Raw genomic sequence first — 22,862 nt, forward strand, 5'->3', positions numbered from 1 at the left:
TTAGCGGTATTGAAGCGGCCTTGCACAGTGCAAACCTGTAGCCGCTGCCGCAGGCTGCGAACGGCTCCGAAGGAGACGCGGGAATCTTGAAGGCGCCACAGGTTCGGCAGGAGGCCGCCAAGCAAGGCCCTGCGTACCGAACGCGGCCCGGCCTTTCGCAGCTTCGCAGGCTCAGCAGCGGCCACAGGGGGGCAGGAAGGTGTTCCGAGCCGGCGCCTACCGCCGCCGTGGCCGCAGGCACCACCAGGCCAGCCCCAGGGCCAGGCTGAACAGGCCGGTCAGGGCCTGCAGCGAGCCCGCCGGGCTGTCCGCCAGCAGACTGGCCAGCAGCCCGCAGCCGGCGGTCATGGCCATCTGGATAAAGAAGAACAGCCCCGAGGCGGTGCCCGCCACCGCCGCATAGGGCTGCAGGATCGCCAGCTGGCAGGCGGGAATCGCCAGGCCCACCGAGAGCATCAGCGCCAGCATCGGCAGCACGATGGCCCACAGGCTGCCGGGCCACAGGCTGCGGGTGAGCAGCAACAGGCCGGCGCCGGCCAGGTTCAACAGGCAAGCCCCGGTGATCAGGCGGTCGGCACTGTGGCGTACCCCCAGGCGCTGGAACAGCCGCGACCCCATCAGGTAGCCGGCCACGGTGGCGGCGAACACCAGGGCGTAGGCCGTGGGCGATAGCCCCAGTTGGCGCTGCAACAGCGCCGGCGATTGCACAATGAACGGGAAGTAGGTGCAGTACAGGCAGCCGATGGCCAGGGAATAGCGCATGAAGTAGGCCTCGCCCAGCAGGCGCAGATAAAGGCGCGGCAGGCTTTTCACGGCCACGGGCGCGAGCTGCGGCGGGCGGGTTTCGGCCAGCCGCTTGAATATCAGCAGCCAGGCCGCCGCGGCCACCAGGCTCAGGCACAGGAACAGGCCACGCCAGCCCAGCAACTGGTCGATCAGGCTGCCCAGTGGCGGTGCCAGCATCGGCGACAGGGCAATGCCCATGGACAACAGCCCCAGCAGCCGCGGCTGCTCCTCGGGCGGGCAGCGGTCGCGGACCATGACCCGGCCCACCAGGGTGCCGCAGCAACCGCCCAGGGCCTGCAACAGGCGGGCGGCCATCAGCACTTCCACACTGGCGGCCAGCATGCAGGCCAGGCTGGCCGCGAGAAACAGCGCTGTGCCCGCCAGCAGTACCGGGCGCCGGCCATAGCGGTCGCACAGCGGGCCGCCCAGCAGCATCGACAGGGCATAGCCGAGCATGTACAGGCTCAGGGTCAGTTGCAGCTGGGCGTCGCTGGCCCCCAGTTGGTCGGCCATGGCCGGCAGTGCCGGCAGGTACAGGTCGATGCTGATCCGCGGCAGGCAGACCACCACCAGCAGCAACAGGGTCCAGAGCCAGGGGGCGAGGGGGCGTTCAACAGCGATGGAGCGGGTGGTGATAGGGCTGGCGGGCGGCATGGCAGGCTCGGGACAGGGGGCGATGGCGCTGAAATTAAGGGGTTTGTGGTTTAATGCCGAGCACCATTTAGGCCGCTTTTGACTGGACCACTATGAGCCGTGGAAAACACCCCGTGCCCCTCGACCTGCCGCTGCCCCCGCACTGCGATGAAGCCCCGGGCAAACAGGACCGCGCCTACAGTGCCCTGCGCCAGGCGATCCTGGAAAAACGCCTGCCGGCCGGCTGCCGCTTGCCCTCGACCCGCACCCTGGCCCAGCGCTGGGGCCTGTCCCGGGGCACCCTGGAAGTGGTCTTCGACCGCCTGCGCAGCGAAGGCTATGTGAGCCGGGCCAGCGGTTCCGGGACCCGGGTCTGCGCGGTGGTGCCGGACCTGTACCTGAGCGCCCCGGCACGGGCGGCGGCACCCATCGTCAGCGAGAGCGAACCGCCGTACCCGCCGCTCAGCGTGCGGGCCGGCCAGCCCTTTGTCGCCCGGCTGGCCGACCCGGCGCTGTTTCCCCTGCAACGCTGGACCCGTTCCCTGACCCGGGCCCTGGGCAATGCCTCGGCGCAGTCGCTGTGGGACGCCGACCCCGGCGGCCTGCCGGCCCTGCGCCAGCAGATCGCCCAGTACCTGGGGCAGCACCGGGGCATCGCCTGCGAGCCGCATCAGGTGATGATCACCACCGGCATCCGCCATGGCCTCGACCTGCTGGCCCGCAGCCTGCTGCAAGCGGGCGACAAGGTGTGCCTTGAAGACCCCGGCTACCTGTCGGCCAGAAGCCTGTTCGCCCTGGCAGGGGCGCGGCTGGTGCCGATTCCGGTGGAGGAGGACGGGATCGATGTACAGCAGTTGCAACACCATGAGGATGCCCGCATGGTCTATGTCACCCCGGCCCATCAGGCGCCCCTGGGGATGACCATGCCGGTGTCCCGGCGCCTGGCGCTGCTGGACTGGGCCCGGCACAGCGAGGCCTGGGTGGTGGAGGACGACTACGACAGCGAATTCAACTACCAGAGCGCGCCGCTGGCGGCCCTCAAGTCCCTGGACCGGGACGACCGCGTCATCTACTGCGGCAGCTTCAACAAGACCCTGTTCGCCGGCCTGCGGGTGGGGTTCATGCTGCTGCCCGAGCGCCTGCGTCCACGGTTGCTGGCGACCTTGCAGGACACCGGGCGCTCGGTGGGGGTGATCGAGCAACTGGCCCTAGCCGACTACATCGCCAGCGGCGCTTTCCTGCGCAATCTGCGGGCGGCGCGCCAGGCCTATCAGGAACGCCGCGACCTGCTGCTGGCGATCCTCGCCAGTCAAGCGCCAGGCTGCTACAGCATCAGCGGCCAGCAGGCCGGGCTGCACCTGCTGCTGACGTTGCCGCCGGGCAGCGATGAGGCGCGCTTTCGCCAGCGCGCGGCCCAGCAGGGCCTGCTGTTGCAGGGCCTGGCCGAGCACTGCCAGCAGGTGCGCCGGCCGGCGGCGGTGATCGTCGGCTACGCAGCCCTGAGCCTGGCGCAGATCCGCTTCAGCGGCTCGCGGCTGGCGGCGCTGCTGGTGGCCGAGGCAGGGGCTGTAGAAGGCCGCTGACTGTCATCTGGCTGTCATGTGGCTCAGGCAACCTCGACGCCCCGGCTTCCGGCCTTTGTGGATTACAGGGACGTCATGATCATTGTCACCGCCGGCGCGGCCTATCTGGATATCGACGCCTACGCCGGCTGCATTGCCTATGCCGAATGGCTCAACCTCAGCGGCCGCCCGGCCCGGGCCCTGAGCAGCGCGCCGCTCAACGCGAGCATCCCGGGCACTTTCCGCCAGCGCCTCAAGGGGTTGGACGCCTATATTCCGCAGGGGGGGCGAGCAGTTTGTGCTGGTGGACATTTCCAACCCCCTGCACCTGGACCCACAGGTGGACCTGAACCGGGTGGTGGAGGTCATCGACCATCACCCGGGGTTCGAGGCCTTCTGGGCCGAGCGCCTGGGCCAGCACGCGGATATCCGCCAGATCGGCGCCGCCTGTACCCAGGTCTACCAGCGCTGGCGCGACTGCGGGTTGTTGCCCAGGATCAGCCGCGACAGCGCGCAACTGCTGGCGGCGGGCATTCTCGACAACACCCTGAACTTCACCGGCCAGGGGTGCACCGCGGCGGACCGCCTGGCCTACGCCGACCTGGCCGCGCTGGCCGGCCTGGGCCCCGAATGGCCCGAAGGCTATTTCAAACAGTGCCAGCAGCAGATCGAAGCGCAACTGCCCGAAGCCCTGCTCAAGGACCTGAAAGTGTTCGAAGCGTCCAGCAACCTGCCGCGGCGTTTCGCCCAACTGACCCTGTGGCATGCCCAGGGCCTGCTGGCGCGCCAGCGCAGCCTGATCGAGCAGGTGCTGGGGCAGTGGGGCGATGACTGGCTGCTGAACCTGATCTGCCTCGGCGAAGGCACAAGCTACCTGCTGACCGGCAGCCCCGGCAGTGCCCGCAAGCTGGAACGGCTGCTAGAGTGCAGCACCCTGGACGGCGTGCATTGCCCGGGCCGGCCGATCCTGCGCAAGGAACTGCTGCGCAAGGGCCTGGCGCTCCAGGCAACGTCCTGAAACCGGAGAGCCCCAATGGACCTTGAACAACGCTTGCAGCAGGTGCATGACGAGCAGAGCTTTCTCGACTTCGTCCAGGCGCTGATTGCCGACCGTCGCCAGGCGCAGCGCATGGTCCAGGCCGGCGAGGCCGACAGTTGGCAGAACCCATGCATCGAGGATTTCCTCGACGGCGCCCACGCCTGGGCCGAGGCCACCGGCATCGGTGCCACCCAGGGGTTGGTGGAGGCTTCGCCCTGGCAGCGCTTCGCGGTGTTCCTGTACTGCGGCAAGATCTACGAGTAGCGCCGCCGGGGCCGCTCCTGACGCTCTTCGGCGGGCGACTATGCTGAGCTTCTAGAGCGCCGATCACGGCGCGGGAGGTCGGTCATGAGTGAGGACAGAACCGCGCTGGTGCTTTCCGGGGGAGGCAGCCTCGGAGCGGTGCAGGTGGGCATGCTCCAAGCCCTGGTGGAGCTGGGCGTCGAGTTCGATCTGGTGGTGGGGGCCTCTGTGGGTGCCATCAACGGGGCTTATTTCGCCGCACGGCCCGATGGCCGGGGCGTGGCCGAGCTGGCGGACTTCTGGCGCGGCTTGCGCAAGGGCGATGTGTTTCCCTTTTCCTGGCTCGACAGCCTGTTGGGCCTACTTCGCCATAGAGGCTGCCTGCTGCCGTCCACGGCCCTGTCCCGGCTGGTGCGCCGGGCCTTGCCGGTCGTGCGCATCGAAGACACCCGGCTGGCCCTGCATATCGTCACCACCAACCTGCTGACCGGGGCCCAGGAAGTGCTGTCCAGTGGTGACACCGAGCAGGCGCTACTGGCCAGCGCGGCGATTCCCCTGGTGTTTCCCTGGGTGCGCATCGGCGACAAGCTGCTGGTGGACGGCGGGGTTGCGAGCAACACGCCGATTGCCGCTGCGGTGGGCCTGGGGGCCTCCCGGGTGATCGTCCTGCCCACCGGTTTCGGCTGTGCCTGCCCGGCGCCGCCGGCGGGGATGCTGGCCCTGGCCCTGCACACCCTGAATCTGTTGAGCATGCGCCAGCTGGTGCGCGACATCGAACTCTATGCGCCGCGGGTGGCGATCCATGTGGTCGACCCCCTGTGCCCATTGGGGGTGTCGGTATTCGACTTCAACCAGACCGACCAGTTGCTGCAGCGGGCGTATCGCCAGACCCTGGGCTGGGTCGAGCAGGGCGGCCTGCAGCGCCGGGGCGTGCCCGATGCCTTGCGGGCCCATAGCCACGGGCCGGCTTCCGGCTAGTCGTCGAAGCCGCCCTGTTCGTGAATCTCGTCCATCTTCAATTCCAGGCGGTAGGCCACGGCGATGAACAGCGCCTGGCACAGGCACAGGGTGGCACTCAGGGAGCGGAAGGCGAAGGAGCTGCCCTCGTTGACCAGCAGCACGCTGTTGGCGCGCTTGGCCAGGGGTGACAGGGTGCTGTCGGTGATGATCAGGGTCTTGGCCTGGTTGTGCTGGGCAATGCGCAGGCAGTGCTGGGTTTCCTTGGCGTAGGGGGTGAAGCTGATGGCGATCACCAGGTCGTTGGGGCGGATACTGCGCATCTGCTCGCGGTAGCTGCCCCCCAGGCCCGACACCAGGTGGATGCGCTTGTTGGTGTGCTGCAGGTTGTACACCAGGTAGTCGGCCACGGCGAAGGAGCGGCGCACCCCCACCACGTAGATGTTGTCGGTATTGACCACCAGGTCCACGGCCTGCTCGAAGGCCGTATCGTCCAGTTCCAGGCCCAGGCGCTCGATTCCCGACAGGGTGGCGCTGATGCACTCACGCGCCAGGTCGCCGCCGCTGGCCTTCTGCGACTTGTTGGCGATCAGGCTGCGGATGCGCTGCTGGTAGTTCTGCACCGGCGTGGCCTTGTGGGTGTAGGCCTGGCGGAACAGCGCCTGCATTTCACTGAAACCGCTGAAGCCGAAACGCTGGGAAAAACGCACGATGGCCGAAGGGTGCACCTCACATTCGCGGGCAATGTCGCTGATCCGGTCGACCATGATCCGGTCGCTCTGCTGGCTCATGTAGCTGGCGATGCGCTTGAGCTGTCGCGGCAGGCTCTCGTATTCCTCGGTGATCAACTGCAGCAGCCGCTCGGCATTCGTCGGAGGGCTGGCAAGGTCGCTCTCGGGCGTGCGATCGGACAGGGCCGGCTGATCGGTGCGGGACATAGAAAATCCTTCTGGCTTGTACTGATGGGGAAGGCTGTGGGTCCGTCCCCTGACAATAGGTGGGCAGCCGGCAGTCTACAGGGTCGGGGCCCATAAAATCTTCGGGTCACGGCAGGCCAGGGCGTTGCTGAAACGTTGCAGGGCGTCTGGCTCAGGCTTGAAAAAATTTTAATGGAAAAAATATTCCATGTAAAAAATTTATAGAAAAAATATTGATTGAGGCTGGGAGACGTTTTAGTCTGCGCTGACCAAGAGTGCTCGGCACCTGACCAGGGTGACGAGCGCAGGCTGATAAAAATAACAGGAGCCAGCATGGGCCAGACTCGTTTTGCCAGTGGGCGTCAATTGGATCTGATCTGCCTCGGACGCCTGGGCGTCGATCTCTATGCACAGCAAGTCGGTGCTCGGCTGGAGGACGTCGCAAGCTTTGCCAAATACCTCGGCGGCTCGTCGGCGAACATCGCCTTCGGCACCGCACGGCTGGGCCTCAAGTCGGCGATGCTGAGCCGGGTCGGTGATGACCACATGGGGCGCTTCCTGCTGGAATCGCTGGCGCGCGAAGGCTGTGACGTCAGCGCCGTCAAGGTCGATCCGCAGCGCCTCACCGCCCTGGTCCTGCTGGGCCTCAAGGACCGCGAAACCTTCCCCCTGGTGTTCTACCGCGAGAACTGCGCGGACATGGCGCTGTGCGCCGCCGACATCGACGAAGCCTTCATAGCCTCCAGCAAGGCCTTGCTGATCACCGGTACTCATTTTTCCACTGACGGCGTCTACCGGGCCAGCCTGCAGGCCCTGGACTACGCGCAAAAGCACGGGGTCAAGCGGGTCCTGGACATCGACTACCGGCCGGTGCTCTGGGGCCTGGCGGGAAAGGCCGACGGCGAGACCCGGTTCGTGGCCGACCCGCAGGTCAGCCAGCATGTGCAGGGCATCCTGGGGCGTTTTGACCTGATCGTCGGCACCGAAGAGGAGTTCCTGATTGCCGGTGGCAGCGACGACCTGCTGACGGCCCTGCGCACCGTGCGCTCCCTGAGCGCCGCGACCCTGGTGGTCAAGCTTGGCCCGCAAGGGTGCACGGTGATCCACGGCGAGATTCCGGAGCGCCTGGAAGACGGGGCGATCTACCCCGGCGTGCGGGTGGAGGTGCTCAACGTGCTGGGCGCCGGCGATGCCTTCATGTCCGGCTTCCTCAGTGGCTGGCTGGAAGAGGCCAGCGATGAGCGCTGCTGCCAGTTGGCCAACGCCTGCGGCGGCCTGGTGGTGTCGCGCCATGCCTGTGCCCCGGCGATGCCGACCCGGGCCGAACTGGACTACCTGTTCAGCAGCCCGGTGCCCATCACCCGTCCAGACCAGGACCCGGTACTGCAACGCCTGCATCAGGTCAGCGTGCCGCGCAAGGCCTGGAAGCCCCTGTTCGTCTTTGCCTTCGACCACCGTGGGCAACTGGTGGAGCTGGCCCAACAAGCCGGTCGCGAGCTCAAGGCCATCGGTCAACTCAAGCAACTCTTCATAGACGCGGTGCAGCGGGTCGAAGCCGACCTGCGGCGCCAGGGCATCGAGGCCGATGTCGGCCTGCTGGCCGACCAGCGTTTCGGCCAGGAGGCGTTGAACGCCGCCACCGGGCGCGGCTGGTGGGTGGCGCGGCCGGTGGAAGTGCAGGGCTCGCGGCCCCTGGCGTTCGAGCACGGGCGTTCGGTGGGCAGCAACCTGATCGCCTGGCCTCAGGAGCAGATCATCAAGTGCCTGATGCAATTTCACCCGGACGACGAACCCCTGCTGCGCCTGGAGCAGGAAGCACAGATCCGGGGCCTGTACCAGGCGTCCCAAGTCAGCGGGCATGAACTGCTGCTGGAAATCATCCCGCCCAAGGACTTGCCCGGGGCCCATCCCGAGGTGCTCTACCGCAGCCTCAAGCGCCTGTACAACCTGGGCATCTACCCCGCGTGGTGGAAGATCGAGGCGCAGTCGGCCGAGGAATGGAAAAAGCTCGATGAATTGATCCAGGAGCGCGACCCGTATTGCCGTGGCGTGGTGCTGCTGGGCTTGAATGCCTCGGCCGAAGCCCTCGCCGAGGGCTTCCGGCAAGCAGCCGACAGCCGCACCTGCCGGGGGTTTGCCGTGGGCCGCACGATCTTCCAGGAGCCCAGCCGAGCGTGGCTGGCGCGGGAGATCGACGACGCAACCCTGGTCCGGCAGGTGCAGGGCACCTTCGAGCAACTGATCAACGCCTGGCGCAGCGCCCGCCCTCTGTAGGAGCCGGCTGGCCGGCGAAGTGGGTCTTGAGCCTGGAGCCAGGCCCGCGGCGCCTTCGCTGGCAAGCCAGCTCCTGCGGGTGCAAGGCCCTTCTCCACGCTTTCATGAATAACAACAAAAGGTGCAGCCATGCCCGCGATCCGAATTGGCATCAACCCGATCTCCTGGAGCAACGACGACCTGCCGGCCCTGGGCGGAGAAACGCCCCTGGACACCGCCCTCAGCGAAGGGCGCGAGATCGGTTACCAAGGTTTTGAACTCAACGGCAAGTTCCCCAAGGACGCCAAGGGCGTGGGCGATGTGTTGCGCCCTTACGACCTGGCGCTGGTCTCGGGCTGGTACTCCAGCCGCCTGGCCCGGCGTTCGGTGGCCGAGGAAATCGACGCCATTGCCAGCCACGTCGAACTGCTCAAACGCAACGGCGCTTCGGTGCTGGTCTACGGCGAAGTGGCCGACTCGATCCAGGGCTCACCGGTGCGTCTGATCGAGCGCCCGCGCTTCCACAGTGCACAGGCCTGGCAGGATTACGCGGACAAACTCACGGAACTGGCGCGTTTCACCCTGTCCCAGGGGGTGCGCCTGGCCTACCACCATCACATGGGCGCCTACGTCGAGTCCCCGGCGGACATCGACACGCTGATGCGCCTGACGGGCGAGGAAGTCGGCCTGCTGTTCGATTCGGGCCATTGCTACATGGGCGGCGGCGAACCCCTGGAGGTGCTGCGCCGGCATATCGGGCGGGTGTGCCATGTGCATTTCAAGGACGTGCGCAAGCCGGTGGTGCAACTGGCGCGCAACAACCTGTGGAGCTTCCCCGACTGCATCGTCAACGGCACCTTCACCGTGCCCGGCGATGGCGATATTGACTTCGCCGCCTTGCTCGATGTGCTGCTGGACGCTGGCTACCAGGGCTGGCTGGTGGTGGAGGCCGAGCAGGACCCGGCGGTGGCGCCGAGCTATGTCTACGCGAAAAAAGGTTACGACACTCTGCGGGCCTTGCTGGACTCCGCGCTGCAACGCAGGAGTGCTGCCCAATGAGCCTGCTGGTTAAAAGTGCCGCCCACGGCCGGACCATGGTCCAGCTGCAAGAGGGAGCCCTGGAATACGTGGGCTTCAGTGCCTACCGCCTGGGCCTGGGGGAAAGCCTGCCGGTCAGCGCCGGCGACAAGGAGCTGTGCCTGGTGCTGCTCAGTGGCCGCATCGATGTGCAGGGCGAAGCGCCTCAGGGCGCCTTCCAGTGGTCCAACCTGGGCGATCGGCAATCGGTGTTCGAGGACAAGTCGCCCTTTGCCGTCTATCTGCCACCGGGCAGCCAGGCCCAGGTCAGCGCCTTGAGCCAGGTGCAGATTGCCCTGTGCGCCGCCCCGGGCGCGCTTGAGGGCAGCCCCGGCCCGCGGCTGATCCGCCCGGAACAATGCAAGCGCAGCGTGCGCGGCAAGGGCGCCAACACCCGCTACGTCTGCGATATCCTGCCCGACAGCGAGCCGGCCCATTCCCTGCTGGTGGTGGAGGTGCGCACGCCGTCCGGGCATTCCTCCAGCTACCCGCCGCACAAGCACGACACCGACGACCTGCCGCACCAGAGCTTTCTGGAAGAAACCTATTACCACCAGGTCAACCCGCCCCAGGGCTTCGTCTTCCAGCGGGTCTACACCGACGACCGCAGCATCGACCAGGCCATGGCGGTGGAAAACAGCGACCTGGTGGTGGTGCCCAAGGGCTATCACCCGGTCAGCGTGCCTTACGGCTACGAGTCCTATTACCTGAACGTCATGGCCGGGCCCAAGCGGGTCTGGCAGTTCCATAACGACCCGCAGCACAGCTGGTTGCTGGATCTATGAACCCCTGAATCGAGACTGCAACCTTTCACGGAGAACAAGAACAATGAGTGATACCCCGGTAATAGGTCATTACATCGGCGGCCAGGTGCAGGATGCCGGCGAGCGTTTCAGCCCGGTGTTCAACCCGGCCACGGGTGCGGTCCAGGCCCGTGTTGCCCTGGCCAGCCAGCAGACCGTGGATGAAGCCGTGGCGTCGGCGCTGAAGGCTTTCCCGGCCTGGTCCGAGCAGTCCGCCCTGCGCCGCGCGCGGGTGATGTTCAAGTTCAAGGAGCTGCTGGACCAGCACCACCAGGAACTGGCGCAGATCATCACCCGCGAACACGGCAAGGTGCTGTCCGACGCCATGGGCGAAGTGACCCGCGGCATCGAGATCGTCGAGTACGCCTGCGGCGCGCCGAACCTGTTGAAAACCGATTTCAGCGACAACATCGGTGGCGGTATCGATAACTGGAACCTGCGCCAGCCCCTGGGTGTGTGCGCCGGGGTAACGCCGTTCAACTTCCCGGTGATGGTGCCGTTGTGGATGATCCCCATCGCCCTGATCACCGGCAACTGCTTCATCCTCAAACCGTCCGAGCGCGACCCGTCCGCCAGCCTGCTGATGGCGCGGCTGCTGACGCAAGCCGGTTTGCCAGAGGGGGTGTTCAACGTGGTCCAGGGCGACAAGAGCGCTGTGGACGGCTTGCTCCAGCACCCGGACATCGAGGCGATGTCCTTTGTCGGTTCGACGCCGATTGCCCAGTACATCCACCAGCAGGCCAGCGCCCGAGGCAAGCGTGTGCAGGCCCTGGGGGGGGCCAAGAACCACATGGTCGTGATGCCCGACGCCGACCTGGACCAGGCCGCCGATGCCCTGATCGGTGCGGCCTACGGCTCGGCCGGCGAGCGCTGCATGGCGATCTCCATCGCCGTGACGGTGGGCGAGGTGGCCGACGAATTGATCGCCAGGCTGCTGCCGCGCATCGACCGACTCAAGGTCGGCAACGGCTTGCAGGGCGACAGCGACATGGGGCCGCTGGTGACCGCCGAGCACAAGGCCCGGGTTGAAGGTTTCATCGACCAGGGCGTGGCCCAGGGCGCACAGCTGCTGGTGGATGGCCGCGGCTTCAAGGTGCCAGGGGCGGAGCAGGGCTTTTTTGTCGGCGCCACCCTGTTCGATCGGGTCACCCCCGAGATGAGCATCTACCGCGAGGAAATCTTCGGGCCGGTGCTGGGCATTGTGCGGGTGCCCGACTTTGCCAGCGCGGTGGAGCTGATCAACGCCCACGAGTTCGGTAACGGCGTGTCCTGCTTCACCCGCGACGGCGGCGTGGCCCGGGCCTTTGCCCGCAACATCAAGGTGGGCATGGTCGGCATCAACGTACCGATCCCGGTGCCCATGGCCTGGCATTCCTTCGGTGGCTGGAAGCGTTCGCTGTTCGGCGACCACCATGCCTACGGCGAGGAAGGTGTGCGTTTCTACAGCCGCTACAAGAGCGTGATGCAGCGCTGGCCCGACAGTATCGCCAAGGGCCCGGAATTCAGCATGCCGACGGCCAAGTAACTTTTTCAACGCGATGGATTTTGGAGAACCACAAGCATGAGCCAGCCCCTGCGTTTCGCCCTCAATCGTATGGTTGCACCGCGTTTGTCACTGCCTTCGTTTATCGACCTGGCGGTGGCGCTTAAGGCCGATGCCATTGAGATCCGCAATGACCTTGCGGGCGTGGAAATCGAGGACGGTACGCCGCCGGAACGGGTCCGCGAGTTGTGCGCGGCCCAGGGCATCAAGGTGTTGTCGATCAACGCCCTGTACCCCTTCGATGTGTGGAACCACGAGCGTCGCCAGCAGACCCTGAAACTCGCCGCCTATGCCCGTGCCTGCGGGGCCGAGGGGCTGGTGATGTGCCCGCTCAATGACCCTGGCGACCCGCGCACTGAGGCCCAGCGCGCCAGTGGTTTGCGTACCGCGTTGAGCGAGCTGGCGCCGATCCTGCGGGATCACGGCCTGCTGGGGTTTATCGAGCCCCTGGGCTTCGAAGAATGCTCGCTGCGCCGCAAGCGCACGGCGGTGGAGGCGATCCGCGCCATCGGTGGCCTGGACGTGTTCCGCCTGGTGCACGACACCTTCCACCACCACCTGGCCGGCGAGCATGAGTTCTTCCCCGAGCTGACCGGGCTGGTGCACATCTCCGGTGTCGAGGACCGCGAAGCGCCGCTCAACGGCATTCGCGATGGTCATCGGGTGCTGGTGGGCGAGGCCGACATCCTCGGCAATGCAGCGCAGATCGACATGTTGCTGCGCCGTGGCTACCGCGGCTACCTGTCGTTCGAACCCTTTGCCGAGAGCGTGCACGGGTTGGCGGACATCCGGCAGGCGCTGGGGGCGAGCATGGCCCACCTGCAGCAATCCCTGGCCTGACGCCGCCCTCGCGTAGGAGCCGGCTTGCCGGCGAAGGCGGCCCACAGCGGGGCGCAAGTCTCCAATGCGCTTTCGCTGGCCAGCCAGCTCCTACGGACGTGTTAGCAGGGCCGTTGGCTACACATCAACATTAAGGTGCAAACCATGAGTACGACACGCTTGACCATGGCCCAGGCCCTGGTGAAATTCCTCGATAACCAATACGTCGAGGTGGATGGGGTCCAGAGCAAGTTCATCGCCGGAGTCTTCACCATTTTCGGCCACGGCAACGTGCTCGGCCTGGGCCAGGCCCTGGAGCAGGACAGTGGTGACCTGGTGGTGCACCAGGGGCGCAACGAGCAGGGCATGGCCCACGCCGCCATCGGTTTCGCCAAGCAGCACCTGCGGCGCAAGATCTACGCCTGCAGCTCCTCGGTGGGCCCCGGCGCGGCCAATATGCTGACCGCGGCGGCCACCGCCACCGCCAACCGCATTCCCTTGCTGCTGCTGCCGGGGGACGTCTACGCCAGCCGCCAGCCGGACCCGGTGCTGCAACAGATCGAACAGTTTCATGACCTGAGCCTCAGCACCAACGATGCCTTCAAGGCCGTGAGCAAATACTGGGACCGCATCAACCGCCCCGAGCAACTGATGAGCGCGGCGATCCACGCCATGCGCGTGCTCACCGACCCGGCGGAAACCGGCGCCGTGACCCTGGCATTGCCCCAGGATGTGCAGGGTGAAGCCTACGATTACCCCGACAGTTTCCTCGCCAGGCGCGTGCACCGCATCGACCGCCGCCCGGCCACCGAGGCCATGCTCGGCGATGCCCTGGCGCTGTTTCAGGGCAAGCGCAAGCCGTTGATCATCTGTGGCGGCGGGGTCAAGTATTCCGCGGCCAACCGGGCGTTGCAGGCCTTTGCCGAGCGCTTGGGCATTCCCTTTGCGGAAACCCAGGCCGGCAAGAGCGCGGTACGCTCCGAGCACCCGCTGAACGTCGGCGGGATCGGCGAAACCGGCTGCCTGGCGGCCAACCTGCTGGCCAGGGAGGCCGACCTGATCATCGGCGTCGGCACCCGCTACAGCGATTTCACCACCTCGTCGAAATGGCTGTTCCAGCACCCCGGGGTGCAATTTCTCAACCTCAATGTCTGCCCTGGCGACAGCCTCAAGCTGGATGGCGTGCAGTTGCTGGCCGATGCCCGGGTCGGCTTGCAGGCCCTCGGCGAAGCCCTGGGCCGCAGCGGCTACCAGGCGGCCTGGGGCGGGCAGATCACTGACGCCAAGGCCCAGTTGGAGGCCGAGGTGGACCGGGTCTACCAGGTGCAGTACCAGGACGACGGTTTTGTCCCGGAAATCAATGACCACATGGACCCGGCGGTGCTGCGCGAATTCATCGAGCTGACCGGCTCCTGCCTGACCCAGAGCCGGGTGCTCGGGGTGCTCAACCAGGCCTTGCCCGAGGACGGCATCATCGTCGCCGCCGCCGGCAGCCTGCCCGGCGACCTGCAGCGCAGCTGGCGCAGCAAGGGGGTCAACACCTACCACGTGGAATACGGCTATTCGTGTATGGGCTACGAGGTCAACGCGGCCCTGGGGGTCAAGCTCGCCGAGCCGGATCGCGAGGTGTACGCCCTGGTGGGCGACGGCTCCTACCTGATGCTGCACTCGGAGCTGGCGACCTCGATCCAGGAGCGGCGCAAGATCAACGTGGTGCTGCTGGACAACATGACCTTCGGCTGCATCAACAACCTGCAGATGGAACACGGCATGGACAGCTTCGGCACCGAGTTCCGCTACCGCAACCCGCAGACCGGCAAGCTCGACGGCGGCTTTGTGCCGGTCGACTTCGCCATGAGCGCCGCGGCCTACGGCTGCAAGACCTACAAGGTCAGTACCGAGGAGCAACTGCTGGCGGCCCTGGCCGATGCCCGGACCCAATCGGTCTCGACCCTGATCGACATCAAGGTCCTGCCCAAGACCATGATCCACAAGTACCTGTCCTGGTGGCGGGTGGGCGTGGCCCAGGTGTCCACCAGCGCACGCACCGATGCGGTAGCCAAGACCCTTAATGAACGCCTGGCCCAGGCCCGGCAGTACTGATCGCTCTGCAACGAACAACAACAGGAGTATCTGCATGTCTTTGAAACTTGGTGTTATCGGTACCGGCGCCATCGGCCAGGACCATATCCGTCGTTGCAGCCAGACCCTGCTGGGCAGCCAGGTGGTGGCGGTCACCGACATCAACCTTGCGTCGGCGGCCAAGGTGGTCAGCGACCTCAAGCTCACTGCCGAGGTCTACCCGGACGGCCACGCGCTGATCAAGGCGCCGGACGTCGAGGCGCTGCTGGTCACTTCCTGGGGCCCGAGCCACGAGGAATTCGTGCTGGCGGCGATTGCCGCGGGCAAGCCGGTGTTCTGCGAAAAACCCCTGGCGGTGACCGCCGCCGGCTGTCGGCGCATCGTCGAGGCCGAAGTGGCCCACGGCAAGCGCCTGGTGCAGGTGGGGTTCATGCGCCCCTACGATTCGGGTTACCAGGCCTTGAAGGCAGTGATCGACAGCGGGCAGATCGGCGAGCCGCTGATGCTGCACTGCGCCCACCGCAACCCGCGGGTGGGTGAGAACTACATGACCGACATGGCCATCACCGACACCCTGATCCATGAACTGGACGTGTTGCGCTGGCTGCTGGCCGACGACTACGTGTCGGTGCAGGTGGTGTTCCCGCGCAAGACCAGCAAGGCGCTGGCTCATTTGCGCGATCCGCAGATCGTGCTGCTGGAAACCGCCCGAGGCACGCGCATCGACGTCGAGGTATTCGTCAACTGCCAGTACGGCTACGACATCCAGTGCGAAGTGGTGGGCGAGAGCGGCATTGCCAGGCTGCCGGAGCCGTCCCAGGTGCAGTTGCGCAGCCAAGCCAAGCTGTCCAACGCCATCCTCATGGATTGGAAGGAGCGCTTTATCGCCGCCTATGACGTGGAATTGCAGGCCTTTATCGACGGCGTGCGCGCCGGCCGAGTGGGCGGGCCTTCGGCCTGGGACGGCTATGCCGCCGCCGTGGCGGCCGACGCCTGCATCCAGGCGCAGAACAGCGGCCAGATCGTCAAGATCGAGCTGCCCGAACGCCCACGCTTCTACGGCTAACCCGACCCGGTAAGAGCCGGCTCGCCGGCGAGGGGCCTTCGTGCTGTGCGCTCGTGAAGGCGCTTTCGCTGGCAAGCCAGCCCCTACGCAAGGGCATCATTTTTATCTTGGGAGGCTGTCACTGTGCGTATTGCATTAGACCCCTACATGTACCGCCATCTGCCCCTGGGCAAGATGACCGACAAGGCCGCCGAGCTGGGCTACGACTACATCGAGCTGTCGCCCCGTGAAGACTTCATGCCGTTCTACAAGGCCCCCCGGGTCGATCGGGCGCGGATCAAGGAATTTCGCAAGGCCCTGAGCGACAGCGGCGTGCAGCTCTCGTCCCTGTTGCCGATGTACCACTGGGCCAGCGCCGATGAGGGCTTGCGGGTAGCAGCGGTGCGCAACTGGAAGCGGGCGATCCAGATCGCCGTGGAGATGGATTGCGAGCTGGTCAACACCGAGTTCACCGGCCAGTCGGATAACCCGCTGGTGTGTGAAAACCAGTTCATGCGTTCCATGGACGAACTGATACCCGAGTTCGAGCGCGAAGGCATCAAGCTGGACATCCAGGCCCACCCCTATGATTTCTGCGAGCGCAACAACGAGTCGGTCGACATCATTCGCGGCCTGGACCGCGACTGGATCAATTACCTCTACGCCGCGCCCCATACCTTCTTCTACGACGACGGCAAAGGCGATATCGCCTCGATGCTCAAGTACGCAGGCTCCAAGCTCAGCCACTTGATCATCGCCGACACCTACAACCATCGGGCGTCGTCCAACCTGCGCTACATCGTCAATCCGCCGGGCGTCACTGCCACCGTGCACCAGCACCTGGACATCGGTCAGGGCGAGGTGGACTGGGACACGTTCTTCGGCACCTTGCGCGAAATCCAGTTCGACGGTATCGCCACGGTGTCGGTGTTCGCCTGGGAAGACCGCCCGGACCAGTCCAACCTGATGATGCTGGAACGGATCAAAAGCGAATTGTGCCGGTAGCGGTTTGCTGCGTAGGAGCCGGCTTGCCGGCGAAGGGGCCTGGCGATGGTGTGTGGCTTGAGGACGCCTTCGCTGGCAAGCCAGCTCCTACGAAAGATGGCGTGAGGGAGGCGATAGTGGGGAGTGAATGGATGGAGGCGCTATGCGGATAGGTCTGGTGGGTTACGGCCATGGCGGTCGTCATTTTCATGCGCCACTGATTGCCAGCCTGGCCGGTGCGAGTTTTGTCGGGGTAGTGACGCGCTCCGCGGAACGCCGGCGCTTGTTGGCGACGGATCACCCGGGGGTGAGGGCGTTCGACAACCTTGAGCAGTTGGCGGAGGCGGGGGTGGATGCCCTGGTGATTTCCACGCCCCTGGACGGGCGCCCGGCCCTGGTGCTGGAGGCCATTGAACGGGGCATCGCGGTGGTCAGCGACAAACCCTTCGCCGCCGATGCGGCCCAGGCCGAGGGAATGATCCAGGCCGCCGCCGGGCGCCAGGTGCCGCTCAGCGTGTATATGAACCGGCGCTGGGATTCGGACTTCCTGACCTTGCGCAAGCTCATCGACAGCGGCGCGCTGGGCCGGATCACCCGTTACGAGTCGCGGGTCGAGCGTTATGCCCCGCAATCGGTGGGCAATGCCAGTGGCGGTGGGTTCCTGCGGGACCTGGGCAGCCATCTGGTGGACCAGGCCCTGCAGTTATTCGGGCCGGTGGCTAGGGTCTATGCCGAGCTGCAGTACACCCCTGAAGAAGCCGTGGTTGACCACGGCTTTTTTGTTTCCCTGAGCCACGCCAACGGCGTGGTTTCACATTTATGGGGCAGTTGCCTGCAAAACAGCCAGGCCCCGCGTTTTCGGGTCAGCGGCACCGCCGGTTGCTATACGGTCGAGGGCCTCGACGGCCAGGAGCAGGCGTTGCTGGCGGGGCGTTCGCCGAAAACCGAGGGCGAACGCTGGGGCATGGAGGAGCATCGGCGCTGGGGCTGGTTCGAGCAGGGGGATGAGCGCCAGCGCGTGACCTCGGAGCGGGGCGCCTGGCAGCAGTTCTATCAGCAGTTGCTAGACGCCCTGCAAGGCCAGGGCGCGCTACCTGTCACGGCTGCCGATGCGTTGGCCACCACCCAGGTACTGGATGCCGCACGCTTGAGTGCGCAGCAGTCGCGAGTGGTATCGATGGCAGGGTTTTCCGAGGAATTACAGATTTAGAATAAAATTCTAAAATTAGTTGATATGGAAATTATTTTCCAATAAAGTCGTTTCCAGGTTGCCGACTAGCTAGGTTCCAAGCCCCTCAAGCACGCCTTGAGTCCGGTGCGGGCCGACCAACAAAAACAAACAGGTACCGTCGATGAAAACCTTCCAATCCGCTGTGCAGGCTCTACGTTCGTTGTTTCGCCATCCCCGTGCGCCGTCCGCCGATCTGCCTCGGGCCAGCCGTTGCGCCGTCCTCCTGACTTGCCTGGGCTTCCTGTGCGAAGAGCGCGACGGTTCACTGGTGTGCTGCGTACCCGGTGCCCCCATCGTGCACCTGCCGCTCTGAGTTTTTCTGCGCTTTATCCATAAAACCTACAAGAATGTGGAGAAAGACCTGTTATGAACACCAAGATCCGTTTTGCCTCGCTCGCGCTGTCGCTGCTGCTGGCCAGCGGCACGGCGCTGGCTGACCTCAAGATTGGCGTGAGCATGTCGCAGTTCGATGACACCTGGCTGACCTATCTGCGCGAGTCGATGGACCAGAAAGCCAAGTCCCTGCCCGAGGGCGTCAAGCTGCAGTTCGAAGACGCCCGCAGCGATGTGGTCAAGCAATTGAGCCAGGTCGAGAACTTCATCAGCCAGAAGGTCGACGCGATCGTGGTCAATCCGGTGGACACCGCCGCCACCAGGAAAATCACCGAGGCCGCGGTCAAGGCCGGCATCCCCCTGGTGTACGTCAACCGCCGCCCGGATGACCTGAACCTGCCCAAGGGCGTGGTGACCGTGGCCTCCAACGACCTGGAGGCCGGGAAAATGCAGATGCAGTACCTGGCCGACAAGATGGGCGGCAAGGGCAACATCGTGATCCTGCTGGGGGATCTGGCCAATAACTCCACCACCAATCGCACCAAGGGGGTCAAGGAGGTCCTGGCGCAGTACCCGGGGATCAAGGTCGACCAGGAGCAGACCGGGGTCTGGCTGCGGGACAAGGGCATGACCCTGGTCAACGACTGGCTGACCCAGGGCCGCCAGTTCGATGCGGTGGTGTCCAACAACGATGAAATGGCCATTGGCGCCGCCATGGCGCTGAAGCAGGCCGGAGTCGAGAAGGGCAGTGTGCTGATCGCCGGTGTCGATGGCACCCCTGATGGCCTGCGCGCGGTGAAGAAGGGCGACCTGGCGCTGTCGGTGTTCCAGGACGCCAAGGGCCAGGCGGATGGCTCCATCGATACGGCGGTGAAGATGATCAAGCATGAGCCGGTGGAGCCGGCAGTGTGGGTGCCGTATCGCTTGATCACCCCGGAAAACGTCGACCAGTTCAAGTAATGCCGCGCACCTGAGCAAGCGGTTCCATAACAACAATAAGTGACAAGGCGGCCCCGGGCAGCCTTGCCGATGGAGTACCTGACATGTTCTCTTGCGCGACTGCCACGAGCACTCCGCTGGCGGCTCTCCAGCCCGCCACGTCGTCGACCGAAGAACCTTACCTGTTGGAGGTGATCAACGTCAGCAAGGGCTTTCCCGGTGTGGTCGCCTTGTCCGATGTGCAATTGCGGGTACGCCCGGGAACGGTGCTGGCGCTGATGGGCGAGAACGGCGCCGGCAAGTCGACCCTGATGAAGATCATCGCCGGCATTTACCAGCCGGATGCTGGCGAGCTGCGCCTCAAGGGCCGGCCGGTGGTCTTCGACACGCCCCTGCAGGCCCTGCAATCGGGCATTGCCATGATCCATCAGGAACTCAACCTGATGCCGCACATGAGCATCGCCGAGAACATCTGGATCGGCCGCGAACAGCTCAACGGCCTGCGCCTGATCGATCACCGCGCCATGCACCGCTGCACCGCGCAGTTGCTGGAGCGCCTGCGCATCGACCTCGACCCCGAGGAGCAGGTGGGTAACCTGAGCATCGCCGAGCGCCAGATGGTGGAGATCGCCAAGGCCGTATCCTACGACTCCGACGTGCTGATCATGGACGAACCGACCTCGGCCATCACCGACAAGGAGGTGGCGCACCTGTTCTCGATCATTGCCGACCTCAAGGCCCAGGGTAAGGGCATCGTCTATATCACCCACAAGATGAACGAAGTGTTCGCCATTGCCGATGAAGTGGCGGTGTTTCGCGATGGTGCCTACATCGGCCTGCAACGGGCCGACAGCCTGGACGGCGACAGCCTGATCTCGATGATGGTGGGGCGCGAGCTGAGCCAGCTGTTTCCCCAGCGCGAGAAGCCCATCGGCGAGCTGCTGCTCAAGGTCCGCGACTTGCGCCTGGACGGCGTGTTCAAGGGCGTGTCCTTCGACCTGCATGCCGGGGAGATCCTCGGCATTGCCGGGCTGATGGGCTCGGGGCGGACCAATGTCGCCGAAACCCTGTTCGGCATCACCCCAAGCGATGGCGGCGAGATTGTCCTCGACGGCCAGCCCCTGCGCATCGGCGACCCCCACAAGGCGATCGAGAAGGGCCTTGCCCTGCTGACCGAGGATCGCAAGCTCAGTGGCCTGTTCCCCTGCCTGTCGGTCCTGGAAAACATGGAAGTGGCGGTACTGCCGCACTACGCCGGCGGCGGTTTTGTCCAGCAGAAGGCCTTGCGTGCCTTGTGCGAGGACATGTGCAGGAAACTGCGGGTCAAGACACCGTCCCTGGAGCAATGCATCGACACCCTGTCCGGGGGCAATCAGCAGAAGGCACTGCTGGCGCGCTGGCTGATGACCAAGCCGCGGATCCTGATTCTCGACGAGCCGACCCGGGGCATCGACGTCGGGGCCAAGGCCGAGATCTATCGCCTGATCGCCTTCCTGGCCAGCGAGGGCATGGCGGTGATCATGATCTCTTCGGAACTGCCGGAAGTCCTGGGCATGAGCGACCGGGTCATGGTCATGCATGAAGGTGAACTGATGGGCACTCTCGACCGCAGTGAGGCAACCCAGGAACGGGTCATGCAGCTGGCGTCGGGGATGGCGGTGGTGCATTGATTCTTCAACCGATGGCAGCCGCCGGCACAGTGATCTGCCGCGGCCAGGCAATAACAAAGGTGAGTGGTTATGAACGTAATGTCTGAAAACAAACCGGCCTTGGCGCCCGCCAGAACGCGCCGGCGCTTTCCCACCGAACTGAGTATTTTCCTGGTGCTGATCGGCATCGGCCTGGTGTTCGAGCTGTTCGGCTGGATCGTTCGTGACCAGAGCTTCCTGCTCAATTCCCAGCGTCTGGTGCTGATGATCCTGCAGGTGTCGATCATCGGCCTGCTGGCCATCGGCGTGACCCAGGTGATCATCACCACCGGCATCGACCTGTCTTCCGGTTCGGTGCTGGCCCTGTCGGCGATGATTGCCGCCAGCCTGGCGCAGACCTCGGACTTTGCCCGGGCGGTGTTTCCATCCCTGACCGACCTGCCGGTGTGGATCCCGGTGGTGGCCGGGCTGGGGGTGGGCCTGCTGGCGGGGGCGATCAACGGCAGCATCATCGCCATCACCGGCATTCCGCCCTTTATTGCCACCCTGGGCATGATGGTGTCGGCCCGGGGCCTGGCCCGCTACTACACCGAAGGCCAGCCGGTGAGCATGCTCTCGGATTCCTACACGGCCATCGGCCACGGGGCCATGCCGGTGATCATCTTCCTGGTGGTGGCGGTGATCTTCCACATCGCCCTGCGCTACACCAAGTACGGCAAGTACACCTACGCCATCGGCGGCAACATGCAGGCCGCGCGCACCTCGGGGATCAACGTCAAGCGCCACCTGGTGATCGTCTACAGCATTGCCGGGCTGCTGGCGGGGCTGGCCGGGGTGGTGGCCTCGGCGCGGGCCGCCACCGGGCAGGCGGGGATGGGCATGTCCTACGAGCTGGACGCGATTGCCGCGGCAGTGATCGGCGGCACCAGCCTGGCCGGCGGGGTGGGGCGCATCACCGGTACGGTGATCGGCGCACTGATCCTCGGGGTCATGGCCAGTGGCTTCACCTTTGTCGGGGTCGATGCCTACATCCAGGACATCATCAAGGGCCTGATCATCGTGGTGGCGGTGGTCATCGACCAGTACCGCAACAAGCGCAAGCTCAAGCGCTGATCAGGGCAGAGGCGTCGGCTGGCGTAGAAGCTGGCTTGCCAGCGAAGACGCGCCGAGCCCGGGCCTGCTGCAAAGGCCTTTTCACCAGCCGTCCGAAGCCCCCGGAAATCGATCAAAACGGCCAGAATCCGCCGTCCGGCACTGCCGTTTGTCTTCTAACAGACCCATGGCTATGGAATTTTTTGTTATAAACGCACTCCTATAAACGCCACCAAAGCCCGCATTTGCGGGCTTTGCGCGGTTTGTCGGACAGATTCGCTGTCATTTCAGTTGCTGCGCCCTCAAACCGGCCTTAGACTGCCGCCCCTCGTAAATTGAGTGCCGGGTGGCGCTTGGAAGGTATGGCGCCTTTCTGATGACCTGACGGGTCAACCGGAAACAGTTTGAATTCGCCTTAATGCACGTATTTTTTATAGAGAAATCAATGACCAAGGAAAAGTTGCTGGCCATGCCGGCGGATGACTACATGAATGCCGAGCAGCACGCTTTTTTCAGCGACCTGTTGCAAGCCATGAAGGTGGAAACCCACGAGCGCATCGAACAGAACCGGATCGCCATTGAAAGCCTGGACACCCCGGCTGACCCGGCCGACGCCGCTTCCGTCGAAGAAGAGCGCACCTGGTTGGTCAACGCCATTGATCGCGACCAGCGCATGCTGCCGCAATTGGAACAGGCCCTGGGCCGGATCAGCGACGACAGCTTCGGCTGGTGCGACGACAGCGGTGAGCCGATCGGCCTCAAGCGCCTGCTGATCAGCCCCACCACCAAGTACTGCATCGAGGCCCAAGAGCGCCACGAGCAGATCGACAAGCATCAGCGTCAAGCTTGATCGCCAGCCCCCGCCACAGCGGGGG

The 22,862-nt window shown here is 65.1% G+C and carries 19 protein-coding genes and 1 pseudogene; 18 read left to right on the forward strand and 2 right to left on the reverse strand.

Annotation, left to right across the window (positions count from 1 at the left end):
- Window positions 1-216: 216 nt before the first annotated feature.
- Window positions 217-1,440 (reverse strand): multidrug effflux MFS transporter, encoded by a 1,224-nt coding sequence (locus tag KCG88_RS26975; protein WP_210713516.1) that lies wholly within the window; start codon window positions 1,438-1,440, stop codon window positions 217-219.
- A gap of 92 nt (window positions 1,441-1,532) precedes the next feature.
- Between KCG88_RS26975 and KCG88_RS26980 the strand changes: the two genes are divergently transcribed.
- The 4 genes and pseudogenes from KCG88_RS26980 to KCG88_RS26995 all read left to right on the forward strand — a co-directional run bounded on the left by KCG88_RS26980 (window position 1,533) and on the right by KCG88_RS26995 (window position 5,241).
- Window positions 1,533-3,002 (forward strand): PLP-dependent aminotransferase family protein, encoded by a 1,470-nt coding sequence (locus KCG88_RS26980; RefSeq protein WP_210713517.1) that lies wholly within the window; start codon window positions 1,533-1,535, stop codon window positions 3,000-3,002.
- Window positions 3,003-3,077: 75 nt separating this feature from the next.
- Window positions 3,078-3,999, forward strand: a pseudogene (locus KCG88_RS26985) (DHH family protein).
- Window positions 4,000-4,014: 15 nt separating this feature from the next.
- Window positions 4,015-4,284: a hypothetical protein gene (locus KCG88_RS26990; protein WP_047286162.1), complete on the forward strand. Its 270-nt coding sequence runs from the start codon at window positions 4,015-4,017 to the stop codon at window positions 4,282-4,284.
- A gap of 84 nt (window positions 4,285-4,368) precedes the next feature.
- Window positions 4,369-5,241 carry a patatin-like phospholipase family protein gene (locus tag KCG88_RS26995; protein ID WP_047336533.1) on the forward strand — a complete coding sequence of 291 codons (873 nt, stop codon included), beginning with the start codon at window positions 4,369-4,371 and terminating at the stop codon, window positions 5,239-5,241.
- On the opposite strand, the gene KCG88_RS27000 is transcribed toward KCG88_RS26995, so the two are convergent.
- Window positions 5,238-6,158 (reverse strand): MurR/RpiR family transcriptional regulator, encoded by a 921-nt coding sequence (locus KCG88_RS27000; protein WP_047286164.1) that lies wholly within the window; start codon window positions 6,156-6,158, stop codon window positions 5,238-5,240. The two genes, KCG88_RS26995 and KCG88_RS27000, sit on opposite strands and share 4 nt — an antisense overlap.
- 312 nt (window positions 6,159-6,470) lie before the next feature.
- On the opposite strand from KCG88_RS27000, the gene iolC reads away from it, so the two are divergent.
- The 14 genes from iolC (at window position 6,471) to KCG88_RS27070 (ending at window position 22,837) form a co-directional block, all read left to right on the forward strand.
- Entirely contained in the window at window positions 6,471-8,411 is a 1,941-nt protein-coding gene (iolC, locus tag KCG88_RS27005; RefSeq protein WP_210713518.1) for a 5-dehydro-2-deoxygluconokinase, read from the forward strand.
- A 129-nt stretch (window positions 8,412-8,540) separates the two neighbouring features.
- Window positions 8,541-9,449: a myo-inosose-2 dehydratase gene (gene iolE, locus KCG88_RS27010; protein WP_047336534.1), complete on the forward strand. Its 909-nt coding sequence runs from the start codon at window positions 8,541-8,543 to the stop codon at window positions 9,447-9,449.
- Window positions 9,446-10,252: a 5-deoxy-glucuronate isomerase gene (gene iolB / locus KCG88_RS27015; RefSeq protein WP_047286167.1), complete on the forward strand. Its 807-nt coding sequence runs from the start codon at window positions 9,446-9,448 to the stop codon at window positions 10,250-10,252. Before iolE ends, iolB begins: the two co-directional genes overlap by 4 nt.
- A gap of 43 nt (window positions 10,253-10,295) precedes the next feature.
- Window positions 10,296-11,795: a CoA-acylating methylmalonate-semialdehyde dehydrogenase gene (locus KCG88_RS27020; RefSeq protein WP_210713519.1), complete on the forward strand. Its 1,500-nt coding sequence runs from the start codon at window positions 10,296-10,298 to the stop codon at window positions 11,793-11,795.
- Window positions 11,796-11,831: 36 nt separating this feature from the next.
- A complete protein-coding gene (locus KCG88_RS27025) occupies window positions 11,832-12,653 on the forward strand; it encodes a TIM barrel protein (RefSeq protein ID WP_210713520.1) in 822 nt (273 codons plus the stop codon).
- A 144-nt stretch (window positions 12,654-12,797) separates the two neighbouring features.
- Entirely contained in the window at window positions 12,798-14,735 is a 1,938-nt protein-coding gene (iolD, locus tag KCG88_RS27030) for a 3D-(3,5/4)-trihydroxycyclohexane-1,2-dione acylhydrolase (decyclizing) (protein ID WP_210713521.1), read from the forward strand.
- A 34-nt stretch (window positions 14,736-14,769) separates the two neighbouring features.
- Window positions 14,770-15,780: a Gfo/Idh/MocA family oxidoreductase gene (locus KCG88_RS27035; protein ID WP_047286171.1), complete on the forward strand. Its 1,011-nt coding sequence runs from the start codon at window positions 14,770-14,772 to the stop codon at window positions 15,778-15,780.
- A gap of 123 nt (window positions 15,781-15,903) precedes the next feature.
- The gene (locus KCG88_RS27040; RefSeq protein WP_047286172.1) at window positions 15,904-16,764 is read left to right on the forward strand and encodes a sugar phosphate isomerase/epimerase family protein; all 861 of its coding nucleotides are present in this window, start codon (window positions 15,904-15,906) and stop codon (window positions 16,762-16,764) included.
- Between the two features lie 142 nt (window positions 16,765-16,906).
- Window positions 16,907-17,953: a Gfo/Idh/MocA family oxidoreductase gene (locus KCG88_RS27045; RefSeq protein WP_210713522.1), complete on the forward strand. Its 1,047-nt coding sequence runs from the start codon at window positions 16,907-16,909 to the stop codon at window positions 17,951-17,953.
- Between the two features lie 142 nt (window positions 17,954-18,095).
- Window positions 18,096-18,287 (forward strand): hypothetical protein, encoded by a 192-nt coding sequence (locus KCG88_RS27050; protein ID WP_210713523.1) that lies wholly within the window; start codon window positions 18,096-18,098, stop codon window positions 18,285-18,287.
- 53 nt (window positions 18,288-18,340) lie between these two features.
- Window positions 18,341-19,267: a sugar ABC transporter substrate-binding protein gene (locus KCG88_RS27055; RefSeq protein WP_047286175.1), complete on the forward strand. Its 927-nt coding sequence runs from the start codon at window positions 18,341-18,343 to the stop codon at window positions 19,265-19,267.
- 83 nt (window positions 19,268-19,350) lie between these two features.
- Window positions 19,351-20,916, forward strand: coding sequence for a sugar ABC transporter ATP-binding protein (locus KCG88_RS27060; protein WP_210713524.1), 1,566 nt, complete (start codon window positions 19,351-19,353; stop codon window positions 20,914-20,916).
- 69 nt (window positions 20,917-20,985) lie between these two features.
- Window positions 20,986-22,008 (forward strand): ABC transporter permease, encoded by a 1,023-nt coding sequence (locus tag KCG88_RS27065; protein WP_047286177.1) that lies wholly within the window; start codon window positions 20,986-20,988, stop codon window positions 22,006-22,008.
- A 424-nt stretch (window positions 22,009-22,432) separates the two neighbouring features.
- Window positions 22,433-22,837 carry a TraR/DksA family transcriptional regulator gene (locus KCG88_RS27070; protein WP_011060892.1) on the forward strand — a complete coding sequence of 135 codons (405 nt, stop codon included), beginning with the start codon at window positions 22,433-22,435 and terminating at the stop codon, window positions 22,835-22,837.
- Window positions 22,838-22,862: the final 25 nt, after the last annotated feature.

The sequence above is a fragment of the Pseudomonas sp. MWU349 genome, from assembly GCF_017947325.1.
GTDB lineage: Bacteria > Pseudomonadota > Gammaproteobacteria > Pseudomonadales > Pseudomonadaceae > Aquipseudomonas > Aquipseudomonas protegens.

Bases quoted from the DNA above. Each gene is read 5' to 3' on its own strand.
- iolD (WP_210713521.1), top strand. From the start codon at position 12,798: ATGAGTACGACACGCTTGACCATGGCCCAGGCCCTGGTGAAATTCCTC.
- iolE (WP_047336534.1), top strand. From the start codon at position 8,541: ATGCCCGCGATCCGAATTGGCATCAACCCGATCTCCTGGAGCAACGAC.
- KCG88_RS27065 (WP_047286177.1), top strand. From the start codon at position 20,986: ATGAACGTAATGTCTGAAAACAAACCGGCCTTGGCGCCCGCCAGAACG.
- KCG88_RS27020 (WP_210713519.1), top strand. From the start codon at position 10,296: ATGAGTGATACCCCGGTAATAGGTCATTACATCGGCGGCCAGGTGCAG.
- KCG88_RS26990 (WP_047286162.1), top strand. From the start codon at position 4,015: ATGGACCTTGAACAACGCTTGCAGCAGGTGCATGACGAGCAGAGCTTT.
- iolC (WP_210713518.1), top strand. From the start codon at position 6,471: ATGGGCCAGACTCGTTTTGCCAGTGGGCGTCAATTGGATCTGATCTGC.
- KCG88_RS27070 (WP_011060892.1), top strand. From the start codon at position 22,433: ATGACCAAGGAAAAGTTGCTGGCCATGCCGGCGGATGACTACATGAAT.
- KCG88_RS27055 (WP_047286175.1), top strand. From the start codon at position 18,341: ATGAACACCAAGATCCGTTTTGCCTCGCTCGCGCTGTCGCTGCTGCTG.
- KCG88_RS26995 (WP_047336533.1), top strand. From the start codon at position 4,369: ATGAGTGAGGACAGAACCGCGCTGGTGCTTTCCGGGGGAGGCAGCCTC.
- KCG88_RS27045 (WP_210713522.1), top strand. From the start codon at position 16,907: ATGCGGATAGGTCTGGTGGGTTACGGCCATGGCGGTCGTCATTTTCAT.
- KCG88_RS27050 (WP_210713523.1), top strand. From the start codon at position 18,096: ATGAAAACCTTCCAATCCGCTGTGCAGGCTCTACGTTCGTTGTTTCGC.
- KCG88_RS27060 (WP_210713524.1), top strand. From the start codon at position 19,351: ATGTTCTCTTGCGCGACTGCCACGAGCACTCCGCTGGCGGCTCTCCAG.
- KCG88_RS27025 (WP_210713520.1), top strand. From the start codon at position 11,832: ATGAGCCAGCCCCTGCGTTTCGCCCTCAATCGTATGGTTGCACCGCGT.
- KCG88_RS27000 (WP_047286164.1), bottom strand. From the start codon at position 6,158: ATGTCCCGCACCGATCAGCCGGCCCTGTCCGATCGCACGCCCGAGAGC.
- KCG88_RS27035 (WP_047286171.1), top strand. From the start codon at position 14,770: ATGTCTTTGAAACTTGGTGTTATCGGTACCGGCGCCATCGGCCAGGAC.
- iolB (WP_047286167.1), top strand. From the start codon at position 9,446: ATGAGCCTGCTGGTTAAAAGTGCCGCCCACGGCCGGACCATGGTCCAG.
- KCG88_RS26980 (WP_210713517.1), top strand. From the start codon at position 1,533: ATGAGCCGTGGAAAACACCCCGTGCCCCTCGACCTGCCGCTGCCCCCG.
- KCG88_RS26975 (WP_210713516.1), bottom strand. From the start codon at position 1,440: ATGCCGCCCGCCAGCCCTATCACCACCCGCTCCATCGCTGTTGAACGC.